This is a genomic window from Vibrio panuliri (assembly GCF_009938205.1).
GTDB lineage: Bacteria > Pseudomonadota > Gammaproteobacteria > Enterobacterales > Vibrionaceae > Vibrio > Vibrio panuliri.
Map to the genome: position 1 here is coordinate 2,161,739 of NZ_AP019654.1, position 16,594 is coordinate 2,178,332.

Annotated in this window: 13 protein-coding genes; 4 read left to right on the top strand and 9 right to left on the bottom strand. The window is 46.6% G+C overall.

Annotation, left to right across the window (positions count from 1 at the left end; genetic code table 11):
- Nucleotides 1–110 precede the first annotated feature (110 nt).
- Nucleotides 111–3,227, top strand: coding sequence for a ribonuclease E (gene rne / locus GZK95_RS09805; RefSeq protein WP_075716582.1), 3,117 nt, complete (start codon nt 111–113; stop codon nt 3,225–3,227).
- Nucleotides 3,228–3,520: 293 nt separating this feature from the next.
- Nucleotides 3,521–5,080, top strand: a complete 1,560-nt coding sequence (locus GZK95_RS09810; RefSeq protein ID WP_075708184.1) for a SulP family inorganic anion transporter — start codon at nt 3,521–3,523, stop codon at nt 5,078–5,080.
- Nucleotides 5,081–5,265: 185 nt separating this feature from the next.
- On the opposite strand, the gene GZK95_RS09815 is transcribed toward GZK95_RS09810, so the two are convergent.
- From GZK95_RS09815 to GZK95_RS09855, 9 genes are all read right to left on the bottom strand, one after another.
- A complete protein-coding gene (locus GZK95_RS09815; protein ID WP_075708186.1) occupies nt 5,266–6,774 on the bottom strand; it encodes a DEAD/DEAH box helicase in 1,509 nt (502 codons plus the stop codon).
- 213 nt (nt 6,775–6,987) lie between these two features.
- Nucleotides 6,988–8,106 carry a ribonuclease D gene (gene rnd, locus GZK95_RS09820; protein WP_075716581.1) on the bottom strand — a complete coding sequence of 373 codons (1,119 nt, stop codon included), beginning with the start codon at nt 8,104–8,106 and terminating at the stop codon, nt 6,988–6,990.
- A 71-nt stretch (nt 8,107–8,177) separates the two neighbouring features.
- On the bottom strand, nt 8,178–9,881 hold the full coding sequence (gene fadD, locus GZK95_RS09825) for a long-chain-fatty-acid--CoA ligase FadD (RefSeq protein WP_075716580.1): 1,704 nt from the start codon (nt 9,879–9,881) through the stop codon (nt 8,178–8,180).
- Between the two features lie 129 nt (nt 9,882–10,010).
- Nucleotides 10,011–10,856 (bottom strand): alpha/beta hydrolase, encoded by an 846-nt coding sequence (locus GZK95_RS09830; RefSeq protein ID WP_075708192.1) that lies wholly within the window; start codon nt 10,854–10,856, stop codon nt 10,011–10,013.
- Entirely contained in the window at nt 10,856–11,413 is a 558-nt protein-coding gene (locus tag GZK95_RS09835) for a Slp family lipoprotein (protein ID WP_075716579.1), read from the bottom strand. The genes GZK95_RS09830 and GZK95_RS09835 overlap by 1 nt, the downstream gene beginning before the upstream one ends.
- Nucleotides 11,414–11,480: 67 nt before the next feature.
- A complete protein-coding gene (locus GZK95_RS09840) occupies nt 11,481–11,783 on the bottom strand; it encodes a chromosome partitioning protein ParA (protein ID WP_075708196.1) in 303 nt (100 codons plus the stop codon).
- Nucleotides 11,784–11,813: 30 nt separating this feature from the next.
- On the bottom strand, nt 11,814–12,515 hold the full coding sequence (tsaB, locus tag GZK95_RS09845; protein WP_075716578.1) for a tRNA (adenosine(37)-N6)-threonylcarbamoyltransferase complex dimerization subunit type 1 TsaB: 702 nt from the start codon (nt 12,513–12,515) through the stop codon (nt 11,814–11,816).
- A gap of 8 nt (nt 12,516–12,523) precedes the next feature.
- Nucleotides 12,524–14,455 carry an ATP-dependent DNA helicase gene (locus GZK95_RS09850; RefSeq protein ID WP_075716577.1) on the bottom strand — a complete coding sequence of 644 codons (1,932 nt, stop codon included), beginning with the start codon at nt 14,453–14,455 and terminating at the stop codon, nt 12,524–12,526.
- 98 nt (nt 14,456–14,553) lie between these two features.
- Nucleotides 14,554–14,754: a hypothetical protein gene (locus tag GZK95_RS09855; RefSeq protein WP_075708203.1), complete on the bottom strand. Its 201-nt coding sequence runs from the start codon at nt 14,752–14,754 to the stop codon at nt 14,554–14,556.
- Nucleotides 14,755–14,951: 197 nt separating this feature from the next.
- On the opposite strand from GZK95_RS09855, the gene purU reads away from it, so the two are divergent.
- Together purU and GZK95_RS09865 are read left to right on the top strand one after the other, a co-directional pair.
- On the top strand, nt 14,952–15,785 hold the full coding sequence (gene purU / locus GZK95_RS09860) for a formyltetrahydrofolate deformylase (protein ID WP_075708205.1): 834 nt from the start codon (nt 14,952–14,954) through the stop codon (nt 15,783–15,785).
- Nucleotides 15,786–16,004: 219 nt separating this feature from the next.
- Nucleotides 16,005–16,586, top strand: a complete 582-nt coding sequence (locus GZK95_RS09865) for a hypothetical protein (RefSeq protein WP_075716576.1) — start codon at nt 16,005–16,007, stop codon at nt 16,584–16,586.
- Nucleotides 16,587–16,594 lie beyond the last annotated feature (8 nt).

Genomic DNA, 16,594 nt, shown 5'->3' on the forward strand with positions numbered 1-16,594 from the left:
CAGAGCATCCCTCCAGCCGGGAGGCTGCACCGAACAAACCATGGGATCTGGCACCGTGAAAGAGAAAGCTAAGCAACAAGCACATAAAAAAATGACAACGAGATTTTTAAATGAAAAGAATGCTAATCAACGCAACTCAAAAAGAAGAGTTGCGCGTTGCTTTAGTGGACGGTCAACGCTTATTCGACCTTGATATCGAAAGCCCTGGCCATGAATCCAAAAAAGCCAACATCTACAAAGGACGTATCACTCGAATCGAACCTAGTCTTGAAGCTGCTTTCGTAGACTACGGCGCAGAAAGACACGGTTTCCTCCCTCTTAAAGAAATTGCTCGCGAATACTTCCCTGAAGGTTACAGCTACCAAGGCCGTCCTAGCATTAAAGAAGTGCTAACCGAAGGCCAAGAAGTAATTGTTCAAGTGGAAAAAGAAGAACGTGGCAGCAAAGGTGCTGCACTTACCACGTTTATCTCTCTTGCGGGTAGTTACTTAGTCCTAATGCCAAACAACCCTCGAGCTGGCGGTATTTCTCGCCGTATCGAAGGCGATGAACGCACGCAACTCAAAGCGGCACTAAGCACCCTAGAACTGCCTCAAGGTATGGGTCTTATTGTTCGTACGGCTGGCGTTGGCAAAAGTGCTGAAGAGTTAGAGTGGGACTTAAATGTTCTTCTAAACCATTGGGGCGCGATCAAGCAAGCCTCTGATTCGAATCCTGCGCCTTTCCTAATTCACCAAGAAAGTAACGTTATCGTTCGCGCGATCCGCGATTACTTGCGTCGTGACATCGGTGAAATCCTAATCGACAGCAACACTATGTTTGAGCGCGCGCTTGACCATATTCGTCTAGTTCGTCCAGATTTCGTTAGCCGTGTTAAGAAATACGATGGTGAAGTGCCACTATTTAGCCACTACCAAATCGAAAGCCAGATTGAATCTGCGTTCCAACGCGAAGTTCGTCTGCCTTCTGGTGGCTCTATCGTAATCGACCCGACTGAAGCTCTAACTTCAATCGATATCAACTCTGCTCGTGCTACTAAAGGCGGCGATATCGAAGAAACAGCGCTTAACACCAACCTAGAAGCAGCCGATGAGATCGCTCGTCAGCTACGTCTACGTGACCTTGGTGGTCTAGTGGTTATCGACTTTATCGATATGACACCAGTTCGTCACCAGCGTGAAGTTGAAAACCGTCTACGTGACGCAGTTCGTATGGACCGTGCTCGCGTTCAAATCGGCCGCATTTCTCGCTTTGGTCTACTTGAGATGTCTCGTCAACGTCTAAGCCCTTCTCTAGCAGAAGCAAGCCACCATATCTGTCCTCGCTGTACAGGTACTGGCGTTATTCGTGACAACGAATCTCTTGCACTTTCTGTTCTGCGTCTGATTGAAGAAGAAGCACTAAAAGACAACACGTCACAAGTTTTGGCTGTTGTTCCTGTGCCAATCGCTTCTTACCTACTGAACGAAAAACGCCGCTCTGTAAACCATATCGAGCGTAACCAAGAAGTGAAAATCACGGTAGTTCCTAACTCTGATATGGAAACACCGCACTTTGAAGTTATTCGCGTCCGTGAAGGTGAAGAATTCGATCTTCTTTCTTACCTACTTCCGAAGAAGCTTGAAGCAATGAAGGAAGCGGAAGGTAAAGAAACACCGGATACCGAATACAAACCGAAGAAGATTGAAGAGCCTGCGCTAAAAGGCTTTGCTGCTCCAGCTCAATCTGCGCCAACACCAGCACCAGTTGTGAAAGCGCCTGCTGCTAAGAAAGCGCCAGAAAAAGCGGAAGAAGCAAAACCAGAGCAACCAGGTCTATTTGGTCGATTCTTTAAAGCACTTGGTAACTTCCTGTTTGGTTCTGACAACAAAGAAGAATCGAAGAAAGAAGAAACGGTAGAGAAAGAAAAGCCAAATCGCAACAATCGCAATCGTCGTAACAACCGCAACGAGCGTGGTGATCAGCGTCGTCGTAATAACCGTGACGGCAATCGCGATAATAATCGTGATGGTAACCGTGACAACCAACGCGATTCGAATCGTGAAGACAAACGTGATAACCGACGTAAACCGACACGTGACAACCGTGACGAAGCGAACAACGAGCAGAAACAGACTGAACGTAAACAGCAAAACCGCAAGCCTAAGCAAGAGCGCCGTAACAAGCGTGATGATGCTAAGCCAAGCAAAGTTGCTGAAGAAGGTCTGAAGCTAGCAGCTGAAGCTCAAGTTGACAAACCTGACACTCGCAGCGAAGAAAAAGCGGTGAAAGTGAAAGAGCGTCGTCAACGCCGCAAGCTAAGTAAGCAAATTCGCGTGAAAGAGCAACTGGCAGCAGAAGCACAAGCTGAGGAGACACCAGTTGAAGCGGCAGTAGAGGCTGTTGAAACCGTTGCTGCAGAAAAGGCGCAAGCGCCAGTAAAAGCAGAAACGAACAACGAAGCTTCTAACAATGATAACGAAGCACAGGAAGGTAAACAGCGTCGTAACCGTCGCTCTCCACGCCATCTACGTGCAAGTGGTCAACGCCGTCGTCGTGGTCGCGATCGTCGTCCTAACCCATTCCGCCTACGTAAAGGTGGGGTTGCCTCTCCAGAGATGGCAATGGGTAAAGTGATGCCGCGCTACGATCTTGCGAAGCCAGCACCTCGTGCCAAGCAAAATCAAGACCAACAACCTGAAGTTGTCGCGGTTGCAAACGTTGCGACACTAGGTGGATTTGCTTGCCCTGAAATGGCAATGGGTAAAGTGATTATCCGTCGTGAGCAACCAGTAGTCGCTGTTGAAGCTGTAGTTGAGCCGGTGATCACTGAAGTCACAACCCCTGCTGTTGCAGAAGCGATTGTTGAAACTCCTGTTATCGACGAGCCAATCGTTGAAGTGGTTCAAGAAGTTGAAGCTCCGGTAGTAGACGCTGTCGTAGAGGCAACACCTTCTGAGGTTGAGGAAGTGGTCGCTTCTGAACCGGTTGTTGAAGCCAAAGAAGCAGTTGAGACGGCTGAAGTGGCTAACGTTACTCAAGTGACGGAAGCTAAGCCTTCAAATGCAAACGCCGTTAAAGCTCATGCGAGTGCACCAATGGCAAAAGCGCCGGGTACTCAAGAGCTAAAAGAAATCACTATCAATGCTGCGCCACTGCGCACTGAGCGTTACCAGCCTAAAGGCGCAGGTAGCCAAGTAGCAAAAAGCCAAGCAGGTTCAGGAATGATGAAGCCAACTGGTTTCTAATTTCACAGCCAACTTACAAAGGCTGCTAGCAATAGCAGCCTTTTCTTTTAGCTACTATTTCCACCCATACCGATAACAAATATTTAGCCTATTTATCGGTTTACATCTGGTTTATTCTTGAACTTAATCACAGTTTTCGGTAGCATGCGCCGACTCAAACTGAATTATGACTAAGTCACTCTGCTCTTTAAATTCTCATTTTGCTCCAGTGACATTCAACAATAGATTCAGCCTATAGCTAAGCGTTCTGCACGCTTAGTTGATGTTTTAACACTTAGCCAAACTGAGCAAATATGTTTGAATTTCCACAATTTTCCAAACACTCTGTCAAAAACGATGTGTTATCGGGCTTAACCGTTGCCCTAGCGTTAGTTCCTGAAGCGGTTGCGTTTGCTTTCGTTGCCGGCGTTGACCCAATGGTTGGTCTTTACGCGGCATTTATTGTCGGCCTCGTTACCTCTATTTTTGGTGGTCGCCCAGGCATGATTTCAGGTGCAACGGGTGCAATGGCCGTTGTGATGGTAAGCCTTGTCGCCACACACGGTGTACAGTACCTTTTTGCCGCGATCTTACTTGCAGGTATCTTACAAATCACTGCGGGCCTATTTAAGCTTGGTAAGTTTATCCGTATGGTGCCGCATCCAGTAATGATTGGCTTTGTAAACGGTTTAGCGATTGTTATCTTCCTTGCTCAGTTGGGGCAATTCAAAGCGCCGGATCTTAGCGGAGCTCTGACTTGGCTACCTGGCGATCAAATGCTGCTGATGCTTGGTCTTGTGGCGCTAACGATGGCAATTATCCATTTCTTGCCAAAGCTCACCACTGCCGTACCGTCATCACTCGTTGCGATTGTCACTGTTACCGCACTTGTGGTTGGTTTGGATCTTGAAACTCGTACCGTAGTTGACTTCCTACGCACTATGTCTGGTGATGAAGCTGCGACGCTGGCGGGCACACTACCAACCTTCTCTATTCCAGAAGTTCCATTAACGCTGGAGACACTTCAAATCATCCTACCTTATGCGATTATTCTTGCTGCGATTGGCTTAATTGAGTCGCTACTTACATTGACAGTATTGGATGAGATGACCAACACACGCGGTCAATCAAACCGTGAATGTATGGGTCAAGGTCTTGCGAACATCACTTGTTCAGTATTCGGTGCTATGGGTGGTTGTGCGATGATTGGTCAGTCAATGATTAACGTGAACTCAGGTGGTCGTGGTCGACTGTCGGGTATCGTTGCTGCAGTCATGCTTTTGGTATTTATCCTATTTGCTTCATCACTGATCGAGATGATCCCGCTTGCAGCACTGGTTGGCGTTATGTTTATGGTGGTTATTGGCACCTTTGAATGGGCAACATTCAAACTGGCTCGCCGTGTACCGAAACAAGACTTCTTCGTTATCGTACTAGTAACAGTAGTAACTGTACTGACTGACCTTGCAGTGGCGGTTGCCGTTGGTGTGATTGCTTCGGCACTAATGTTTGCATGGGAGCACGCAAAACATATCTACGCTTCAAGCAAAATCAACGAAGATGGTTCAAAAGAGTATCAAGTTCATGGCCCTATCTTCTTTGGTAGCGCGGCTAACTTCCTTGAACTGTTTAACGCGCAAAATGACCCGAATGATGTGATTGTTGACTTCGCCCATTCTCGCGTTACAGACCACTCTGCAATTGAAGCGATTGAGACATTGGCAGAGCGTTACGCTGCGGTTGGTAAAACACTGCACTTACGCCACCTAAGCCAAGATTGTCGCGCGCTATTGCACAAAGCGGGTAGCTTAGTTGAAATCAACGTAAAAGAAGACCCAAGCTATAAAGTCGCCACCGACGTTCTCGCTGGCTAACTATTAAGCTCAAATTTATAAGGCTTCCTTCGGGAAGCCTTTTTTGATGATGCTATGTGCATCGCGCAGAGCCTAAGAATTTGAAATGGTCAAACAACCGGAAAAGTGGTTGTCATCGATGACTAGCGAATAAAAAGCCCCGTGATATCACAGGGCTTACTAATTTAACTCTTTAGTTTAAATGATTAACCGCGACTGCCATTCGCAGGACGAGGCTTGCGGTTTTGTGCTGGCTTACGCGCTGCCTGCCCGTTTGGTTTTCCACCATTGCGTGAACGAGTGTCATTGCCGCTGTCTGAAGGTTTAGTGCGGCTAGCTTGTCCGCCTTTATTGGTCGGTTTGCCCTGACCTTTTGCTTTTGGCTTGCCGCCATGACTATTTGGTTTCTTACCTTCAGCAGGCTTGTCGCCAAAGTGGCGCTTGTTTTTGCCAGCCGGTTTATGACCGCGAGCTTTCTCACCTGAACGCTGACCATCGGCATGTTCTGTCTTTGGCTTCTTCGGTTTTTTCGGCTTCTTAGGCTTGATTGGGCGTGTATCAAGCACAGACTCAGGTAACTCATTGACCGCCTTATAACCCTCTAGCTCAAGACGAGGTAGTACCTGCTGAATCAAGCGCTCGATACCAAACAGTTCTGCTTTCTCATCAGAGCAAACCAGTGACACCGCTTTACCCACTTCACCTGCGCGACCAGTACGACCAATACGGTGAACATAGTCTTCTGAGACATGAGGCAGCTCAAAGTTAACCACTTGTGGCAACTGAGGGATATCAATACCACGCGCAGCGATATCGGTAGCCACTAGCACTCGCACTTCTCCAGATTTAAAATCAGCCAGTGCCTTGGTACGCGCCCCTTGGCTTTTGTTACCATGGATAGGCGCCGCAGTAATGCCTTCGCCATTTAGATAAAACGCTAGGCGGTTCGCTCCATGTTTGGTGCGGCAGAACACCAAGGTTTGGCGCCAATCACCGTCTTTAATTAACTTCACCAGCATGGGTGCTTTCTTGCGTTTGTCTGCTGGGTAGATAAATTGTTCGATGGTTTTCGCTGTTGAGTTTGCCGGATTGACTGAAATCTCAACTGGGTTATTGACTAGTCCTTTCGCTAGATCGCGAATTTCGTCAGAGAACGTCGCCGAAAATAGTAAATTTTGGCGTTCTTTTGGCAATAAATCGAGAATTTTACGAATGTCGCGAATAAAGCCCATATCCAACATACGGTCAGCTTCATCCAGCACGAGCACTTCAAGTTGATCAAACTTAACCGCATTTTGGTTGTAAAGATCCATCAAACGACCCGGCGTTGCCACCAGTACATCCACACCACGAGTCAACTTAAGCATTTGCGGGTTAATCTTAACCCCACCAAATACCACTGCAGAGTTGAGATCTAAATAGCGGCTATAGTTGTGTACGTTTTCGTGTACTTGTGCGGCAAGCTCACGAGTAGGGGTTAGGATAAGAGCTCGAATATGGTTGTTCTTTACACGTGGGCCGTTTGCCAAACGCTCAAGAATCGGCAGCGTAAAGCCCGCTGTTTTACCTGTACCAGTCTGAGCTGCTGCCATCACATCTTTGCCTTCAAGAACGGCTGGTATCGCCTTAGCTTGAATTGGCGAAGGTGTATCGTAACCTTGTTCTTTAATGGCTTTAAGAATTGGAGCAGAAAGAGCGAGTGAGGTAAAACCCATAAATTGTTTCTCAGTATAAAGTGGTTCACACCAAGCTTAGCGTTAAAATCTAGCTCGGATTGAAAAGTGCGACATTCTGAGGCTTTTGCCAACATGTCGCAACCATTGTTTCGGCCATTTGCTGATCTTTATAGACACCAGCAAAATGTAAAAGGCTGGGAATGTTGCCCAGCCTTTCCTTGTGCAGCGAATTGTGCAATAAGTTGCTCTAAACTATTTAATCAACTTATCTAAATTTTGTCCTAGCAACTCTAAACGCCAACCTTGCATCACATCCGGCAGTTTGCTGGTGTCGCGCTGACGTTTCCATACCCAGCTAATCACACTATTAAGCTGCTTTTTCGACGCAAGAAACTCACTGGCTAGGCCACTACGTTCAGACGCTTTCTTCACTTCATCCTTGAGGACTTTAAATAGTTGTTTGTAGCCTGGCTTATCCATTAAACGCACTATTTTCTCTGGGTATTGATCAGCAGGTGTGTTTTTTGCTGCTTTCACCAATGAAATAATCCGTGCGCTATGACGTTGCAGTGAGCGAGGATCCATCCCCTCTTGTTCCATTTGATGACGATTGGTTAAACCCAAGCGTGCAATCGTCAAAAGGTCGTTCTCTTTAAAAACAAAGTTAAGGGCTAAATCACGACGGATCGCCTCTTTATAGCGCCACGTCGCGAGCGGCTTCAATATAGCCAATTCTCGCGGCTTTAACTGCCATGCACCTTTGATATCTAAATAAGCATTCTCAGCATCCACGGTCTTGATACGCTTGGCGGCAATCAGTTCACACTCTTGTTGAGCTGCACTCCACCAGCCTGCTTGCTCAACTTGTTGCAGCAGTTTTTCATACAGAGGCTTAAGGTAGTATACGTCAGCAGCAGCGTAATCAAGCTGTTTTTGCGACAATGGACGCGCCATCCAATCCGTGCGCGACTCACTCTTATCTAGTGCCACACCGAGATTCGCTTCCACCAAGGCAGCAAATCCTGTCGACAAGCCGTTACCTAAGAAAGCCGCCATGATCTGAGTATCGACCATAGGTTGAGGTAAGCATTCAAAGCTATTGAAGAATACCTCGAGGTCCTCACCACAGGCATGCAGAACCTTCATTACCGAAGTATCTTTCAGTAGCTCAACAAATGCTGTCATATCTTCGATTTCTAACGGGTCGATCAATGAAAGCGTTTCGCCATCAAACAATTGGATAAGTCCCAATTGCGGGTAATAAGTACGCGTACGCACAAATTCGGTATCAAGCATCACAGCATCTACAGCTCGTGCTTGTCTACACACAGCCTCTAAATCTGCGCTTTGAGTAATAATCTGATAGTTCACTTAATTCTCGCATTAAAAATGCCGGCATGGTTTGCCGGCATTCTATCACTATTTATCTGCTACTGCTTGGCTTACTCAGCATTTGCCTCAGCCAGTTTTGCAAGCTTAACATCGTTCTCTTCACGAAGTACTCGACGTAAGATTTTGCCAACATTGGTTTTTGGTAGATCTTCTTTGAACTCAACCAATTTCGGCACTTTATAACCGGTCAGATGCTGACGACAGTGAGCAATCACTTCTTCTTTAGTCAGGCTTGGATCACGCTTAACCACGTAAAGCTTAACAATCTCACCCGACACTTCGTGTGCCTGAGCAATTGCTGCCGCTTCCAACACCTTACCATGCAGCGAAACCACATCCTCAATCTCATTTGGATACACGTTAAATCCTGAGACCAAAATCATGTCTTTTTTGCGATCGACAATGTGAATCAATCCTTCATCATCAAACTTAACGATATCGCCCGTCGATAACCAACCATCTTCGGTTAATACTTCTTTGGTCGCTTCGCTGCGCTGCCAGTAACCTTGCATGACTTGAGGGCCACGAACTTGCAGCTCACCAACTTCAGTGTATGGCAGAGCCATACCCTCTTCATCAACGATACGCACTTCTGTTGAAGGTACAGGCAAACCAATCGCACCCGTGTAATCAACCAAGTCGTATGGGTTGCCCGTTACCAATGGCGAACACTCGGTTAAACCGTAGCCTTCTAGTAGATGAATACCCGTGATTTTCTTCCACTTTTCAGCCACGCCACGTTGCACAGCCATACCACCACCAACCGACAGTTTCATCTTACTGAAGTCAAGCTCATGGAAGTCTTCGTTGTTCACTAGGGCATTAAATAGCGTGTTAACGCCAGTCACCGCTGTAAACGGATACTTTTGTAGCTCTTTGATAAAGCCTGGAATATCACGTGGGTTAGTAATTAGTAGGTTACGCCCACCCATTTCAATGAACAGTAAACAGTTCACGGTCAAAGCAAACACATGGTAAAGCGGCAATGCGGTTACTACCAACTCTTGACCCGCAGATAGTACTGGACCATAAGCCCCTTTCGCCTGCATGACATTCGCCACCATGTTGCGATGCGTCAAAATTGCGCCCTTCGCCACACCTGTTGTGCCGCCGGTATATTGCAAGAATGCAATATCGTCACCTGACATAAATGGCTTCACATATTGCAAGCGGCGACCTTTGTGCAGAGCTTTGCGCATGGAGATAGCACCCGGCAAGTCGTACTTCGGTACCATGCCTTTTACGTACTTAACCACAAAGTCTACGATGGTACCTTTCGCACGTGGAAGCATTTGCCCTAAGCTCGTTAGAACAACATGTTTTACTGGCGTGTTGTCGACGATTTGCTCTAACGTGTTAGCAAAGTTGGAAACGATAACAATCGCTTTAGCCCCTGAGTCATTAAGTTGATGCTCAAGTTCACGCGGCGTGTAAAGAGGATTCACGTTCACAGCGATAAGACCTGCACGCAGCACACCAAATAGTGCGACTGGATATTGCAACAGGTTTGGCATCATTAGCGCGACGCGATCGCCTTTTTGTAGTTTCAGATCGTTTTGTAGGTACGCGGCAAAAGCACGGCTACGTTCTTCCAACTTACGGAAGGTCATAACCGAACCCATATTCATAAATGCTGGCTGATCAGCGTATTTTTGTACTGATTGCTCAAACATCTCAACCAATGAAGGATATTGGTCTGGGTTGATGTGCTCAGGCACTTCGCTTGGATAACGAGATAACCAAGGTTTATCCACGATACTACTCCTCGAATTAGACAGGTATTGTAATTCAATGTTCAGCGTTGAAACGTGTTTATAGCACGTCATTCAAGCTCTATTACAACACAGGCTGAGTGCTCGAGCACCAAAAGCTCAAACACTTGTTTAAATTTTGTTAACTAAAGCAAAAATATGTTGCGCCACTAGCGCAGGATGCTGCAAATGGCAGTGATGTCCACCTTCAATGTAGACAACGTTAGCTAACTTGTCGCTATCTTGCTGCAAGTAGGCATAGCCATTGTTAGCCAAGATTATCTGTTGTGGACAGAGGATATGCTGACGAACGTGCGCCGCATGGGCAAAAGACATTCGATACAAAGAGTCACTCTGCAACTTGATATCGTGCCTTAATCGCCAGCCCGATGCTGTTGCTTCGCTGCCTCGCCAAACGATGGGAGCAATCTGCTCGGTAGTGAGATTATTTACCGAAGCTCTGCGTTCAATTATCTGTTCAACTGTCGCAAACTCACGTTGAGGCTTAGCGCGTACACGTCGGCGACTCTTGACTCCATCCCGCAACCTTTCGACGCTATTTTCACTCGATTCCGCAAGCGGGCCATTACCTTCAATTTGGATCAAGGCGGCAACTTGCTCAGGAAAGGCGGCACTATAACAACTTGCAATCAAAGCACCAAGAGAATGTCCCACTAAAATCAACTTGTTTGGCGAAAGATTAGCCAAAAACTGATAAAGGTCGTCAATATAATCGTGGAAAGGGTAATAATTGCCACCAGACTTGTGACTAGATAAACCGTGTCCGGCTAAATCTATCGCGCACTGATGCCAATGGGGAGCCAAGTGTTTAAGCTCTATCATGACAGACTCAAAACTCGCCGCATTATCGAGCCAACCATGTAAATAGACCACCGTCGGCTCATTTCCTTGCGCAAAGCCAATCTCGCGCGCTGCGATTCGAACATCCAACAGCTGAAAACGGGTTTCCTTAAACATTATCGAACGTCTTTAATCACTCGTCCTTGGCGGGAGTTATAGTAGTTGTCACGGCAATAAATGGTACGACATGGATAAACATAACTGCCCGGATCATTGATGATGATGCGTTCCTCAACTCGCCACAAACGGTAGCCGCGCGCATTCATCACTGGGAAAGTAGCGTCAAACTCGCCCACTTTGCCGTTTTCCGAGCCATTAGATTCACCCAAGAACGTAATCAAACGCCCAGGAGCAAAAGCAACCGGATCTTCAAAACCTTGTAAGTAAGCGACAAATCGACCATTTGGCTCTTGTCCAATATCAGGCTTACCAACAGAATCGATCGGCAAGTTCACCACCTCAATTCGGGTTCGGTCAGCAAGGTTTTCCACTTCAGCAATCACCCCACCCATACGCACTTCATTCTGCACAGCAGATTGTTGTTGCCAAGTGGCATAGTCACTAATTAGGTTGGGATTGTCAGAAACCAACTGCTCAGGTAGCGACGAACAGGCACTAAGGGCAAGCAAGGCAACAGAGCATAGGGCTAATTTTACAAATCGCAGATCTTTCATATTCATTACTCATCTGAACTGTTTGGTTAATTATATACCCACCCAGATTGGGCATATTCAGTCAAAGCTATATGTAAATATCGACACCGAGTAATTGAATCAGTTCATCGCGCTTAGCTTGATTCATTACCCGCATGTACTCTTCTAATGCTTTACGGCTTCGACCTTCTGGAAGATCGTACTGGATTTGCGCTTTGTGAATGTCAGATTCTTGTACATGTCGAATAGTATGGGCAACGGCATTCGCCACCTTCGAAGGTTGAGCTACATCGCCCTTCTGTTGGGCTTTCTTTACCTCATTCTTTTTCCCAACTCGTTGAGTCTTACCCGAGCCAGGAATCGAAGAAGGTAAACCATTAATTGACACCATACTATTTACCTACCATTTAGGTTGGGCGAATTATTCGCGACCCGGCAATTTCTTCCACGCGACATTGTCACGCAAGTAAACAGGGCTAGACTCTTCCACTGGTACGGTTTCGCCTTTTGCCAGCATATGTTTTGCGATTTGCACAATGTCTTGCGCATCTGGGAAGAGTACATCACCACTGTTTCGAGTTAACGCCAAACCAGTCATCGCGTCTTGATACGCCTCCCAGCCTGTTCCTGCCATCATCCACTCATGCTCGTCGGCTTCCACTTGCTCACACAATGTCGCTGGAGGGATAACGCATTCGCTATCAACCGCTAACCATTCACCATTCTCTTGACGGCTGTAACGTCCCCAGTAAACTTCGTTCATGCGCGCATCGATAGCAGTTGCGACATGTGTCGCGCCACTAAGACGAAAACTCCCTTGCGCCATTGCTGCCAGCGTTGACACACCAATCATTGGCAAATCAGCACCAAAAGCTAACCCTTGCGCAATGCCGATGCCAATGCGCACACCAGTAAAACTGCCTGGACCACGACCAAACGCGAGCGCATCAAGCTGTGCGAGAGTCACACCCGCTTCCTTTAGCACCTCATCAACCATTGGCAGTACCAATTTAGTATGGTCACGTGGCGCCACTTGGCTACGTGCATACACTTGGTCACCAATAAGGAGGGCAACTGAACAGTTTTCAGTTGATGTATCTAGGGCAAGAATCTTTGCGCTCATTGAAATCTCTAATCTTGATTATTTGTTACTGAAATTTGGTGTAGAAAGTCCTCTATCACGCCTAAATCGCGTGTGCGAGGAATAGCCGGTAAGCTCGCGAGAAACACACCGCCATACTCACGTGTCACTAATCGATTATCACAAATGATCAGTGCACCCTTGTCTTTCTTATCCCGGATTAAACGCCCAACCCCTTGCTTTAACGTAATAACCGCATCTGGCAATTGAACTTGTGCAAATGGGTCACCACCTTTTAAGCGACAATCTTCAATGCGCGCTTTTAATAGCGGGTCATCGGGCGCGGTAAACGGTAATTTATCGATAATAACACAGCTCAGCGTATCACCTCTAACATCAATCCCTTCCCAGAATGCGCCCGTTGCCACCAGCAAAGCATTTCCTAGCTCCATAAACTCCGCTAACGTCTTTTGTTTACTGGTCTCGCCTTGCATCAGCACCGGTACCGAGAGCACTTCTCTAAATCGTTCGCCCAATTCACGCATCATGCTGTGCGACGTGCAAAGAAAGAAACAGCGCCCTTGGTTTTGCTCAATCACCGGAACAAGCATTCGCACCAATTTGTCTGCTAGACCGGCGCTGTTGGGTTCTGGCAAGTAGCGCGGTACGCACAACCGAGCTTGAGATTGATAGTCAAACGGACTGGGAAGCGAAAACTGCGCAGAAGGCTTTAAACCTAAGCGTGATGTAAAGTGACCAAAGTCTTCATTTACCGCTAAGGTTGCGGAGGTAAATATCCATGTGCCTTGCTTGAGCTCGATCTGCTCATGAAACTTATCCGCCACACTCAATGGGGTAATGTGCAAGCTAAAGTGGCGAGGCGTAGTATCAAACCAGTAGGAGTAACCAGTTATCGAGACATCGCATACTCTATCAATCCGCCCTTTGATGGTGTGTGCGCGTTCAAATGCAACATCCAGAAGTTGACTGCGGCCCAAGGCAATTTTGAGCACTTCGATGGCGAAATCTAAAGCTTCACGCACGCGCTCAACCTCTCTCGCAATCGATGGCGAGTTAATTGCCTCACGCCAGTTACCGCGAAATCCGGGCTCTCCTAAACAAATGCGTAAGTCCATCGCCGACTGCACCAACTTATCCGCCACTTTTTGCAGTTGACGCATATCTTTCGCTTCAGTGCGATAGCCAATCTCAATATCTTTCGCCAACTCTTGGATCTGACGGCTTGATACCGACTGACCAAAATACTGACTCGCGATATCGGGGATCTGATGTGCCTCATCAAAGATAAACACTTCAGCTTCAGGAATTAACTCCCCAAAGCCCGTCTCTTTAATCGCTAGATCTGCCATAAACAGATGGTGATTCACCACCACCACGTCGGCATCCAATGCTTTTTTACGCGCTTTAAGCACGAAACAATCGGTGTAGTTAGGGCAATCTTTACCCAAGCAATTCTCGTTGGTCGAGGTAATCGTCGGAATCACTGGGCTATCTTCGGCTATCGCATCACACTCACCTAAATCGCCACTTTTGCTCTCTGATGCCCACGAACGTACTTTCACCAATTGAGTCAATAAGGTGGGGTCAGTGTGAGTACCATGACTTTCAATCATCTGCCGACCAAGGCGCTCAATACAGAGATAGTTCGCCCGCCCTTTGAGCAATGCCACTTGACCATAAAAGCCGAGCGCAGACGTCATTAACGGGAGATCGCGATGAAAAAGCTGTTCTTGAAGGTTTTTAGAACCGGTACTGATAATGGTTTTTTTCCCACTTAGCAGCGCAGGAACAAGATAGGCAAATGTCTTACCGGTTCCCGTACCCGCTTCAATCACCAATTGGCTTTGCTGCTTGATAGCTTGACGAACCGCTTCTGCCATATCGAGTTGCGCCTGACGCGGCTGAAAACCGGGAATGGCTTTGCCTAAAGCGCCATCTTGGGAGAAGGTTTTTGAAATCATGATGCGGGAACGTCGGTATTAAAAAATTAATTATACCCTGTTTAAAATGAAAAACGCGACTCCGAAGCGCCGCGTTAAAATTCGAACTCTATGTCTGATTAACGTTTATTAAGATAACGGGAAAGCCACGCTGGTCCATCAAACTCATTTTGACTATCGATAATCGCTCTTGCAGCTTCACTGGGTGACGCTTTAGATTCCCACATCTCGGTCAAAATGGATTCATCTAGCTGACAATCACCTAGCATGCTGGTTACTCGTTCGCTGTAAAGTTTACGGGCTAATAATTCTTTATCCATAACAACCACCTTAAGACACTCAATGAGGAGAGAAAACATCAACATTCGCTAACTAACTTGGTTTTAACCAAATAACTTGTTGAATTCCATTTGATATTAGTTTAATTGTTAACCTATTATTGCGGCTCAGCTCACCCTTCGGAAGCGCCGAAAAATTTCAGAATACGAAAAAAATAATTCACGGAAGTAGATACGAAATGGAAAAGAAAACACTGCTAACTCACTGTAGTGATGCACCAGGATTGATCTCAAAAATCACCAATATTTGTTATAAGCATCAGCTAAACATTATTCATAACAATGAGTTTGTTGATAACTCAAGCGGCCACTTCTTTATGCGCACCGAGCTGGAAGGCTACTTCAATGATCAAACTTTCCTTGCGGACCTTGACCAAGCCTTGCCAAGCGGAGCAAGACGCAAGTTAGTCGATTCAAGCCGCAAGCGTGTCGTGGTTCTTGTCACTAAAGAAGCCCATTGTTTGGGCGACATCTTGATGAAAAACTATGATGGTAGTTTAGACATTGATATTGCAGCGGTCGTTGGCAACTACGATACGTTACAAGCTCTCACTGAGAAGTTTGATATCCCTTATCACCATGTCAGTCATGAAGGGTTATCGCGTGAAGAGCACGAGCAGGCGATGCTGAAAGTGATCGACCAATACCAAGCGGATTTTTTGGTTCTCGCAAAATACATGCGCGTTCTGACTGCTGGATTCGTTGAAAAGTACCATCACAAAATTATCAACATTCACCATAGTTTCCTACCGGCATTTATCGGTGCAAAACCGTACCAACAAGCTTTTGACCGTGGCGTAAAAATCATCGGTGCGACGGCTCACTTTGTCACTAACGACCTTGATGAAGGGCCGATCATCAAACAAGATGTGATTCCTGTCGACCACACCTTTAGTGCCAAAGACATGGCTCAAGCAGGCCGTGATGTGGAAAAGAATGTCCTGAGTAAAGCGCTCAATAAAGTGGTCAACGATCACGTGTTTGTCTACGGCAACAAAACCGTCATTTTGTAACCCGCTGTACATGCTGATCCCTAGCAGGGATCAGCGTTTTTGCATCTCCAGAGAAAAGCTCGCAATTAATTAGTGAAACGATTGCGTTCTCTACTTATCATACCCGCTCGTGACCATGGTCTCATAGATAAGACTTAAAACACCTCTGCCGACTCGGCATTTTTATACTGGTCACTTGGCGATATAGCCAATGACAACCAACTAAAAACGAGCAACAAAATGAAAAAGACATTGGTACTTGCTGCTATCACCGCAGCCCTTTCATTCCCATCTATTGCTTCCGCTGCTGATCCTGTGGAATTTCAAAAGATCCCACAAATTATGCAGCAATTTGAGTCTGCGCAGTTGTATGTAAAGAAAGCACCAACATTGGGTCGTCTACCAAAGCAACAAGAACTAGGCCAAGATTTTCCAACCTACGTTTCTGATGGTAAAGGAGGTTATACTCTTGAAACCAACAATGTGATGACTGATGACGTGGTCATCGCCAGCATGAGCAAACCAATTGTTGCCGATGTCTACAACCAATGGTTGGTACCAAAAGATGTTTGGACCGGCACTTATGGCGAGCTTCCTACTTCGACTGAGTTCAAACCATTCAAACGCATTGCCACAATCAAAGCGATCAAAATTGACGATGCCATGCTGAAACTGCTTGGTTCAAATGATGGCGAAACGGCGGTGATTAAAGTCAGTTGGGACGACAAAGGCATGAAGGTTTACAAAGGTGGTTACTTAGCAGATTACGAATACGGCATTGCGCCACAAGAGATGCAAGAGAACTACGAACTGGCTAAATAATCACGCTG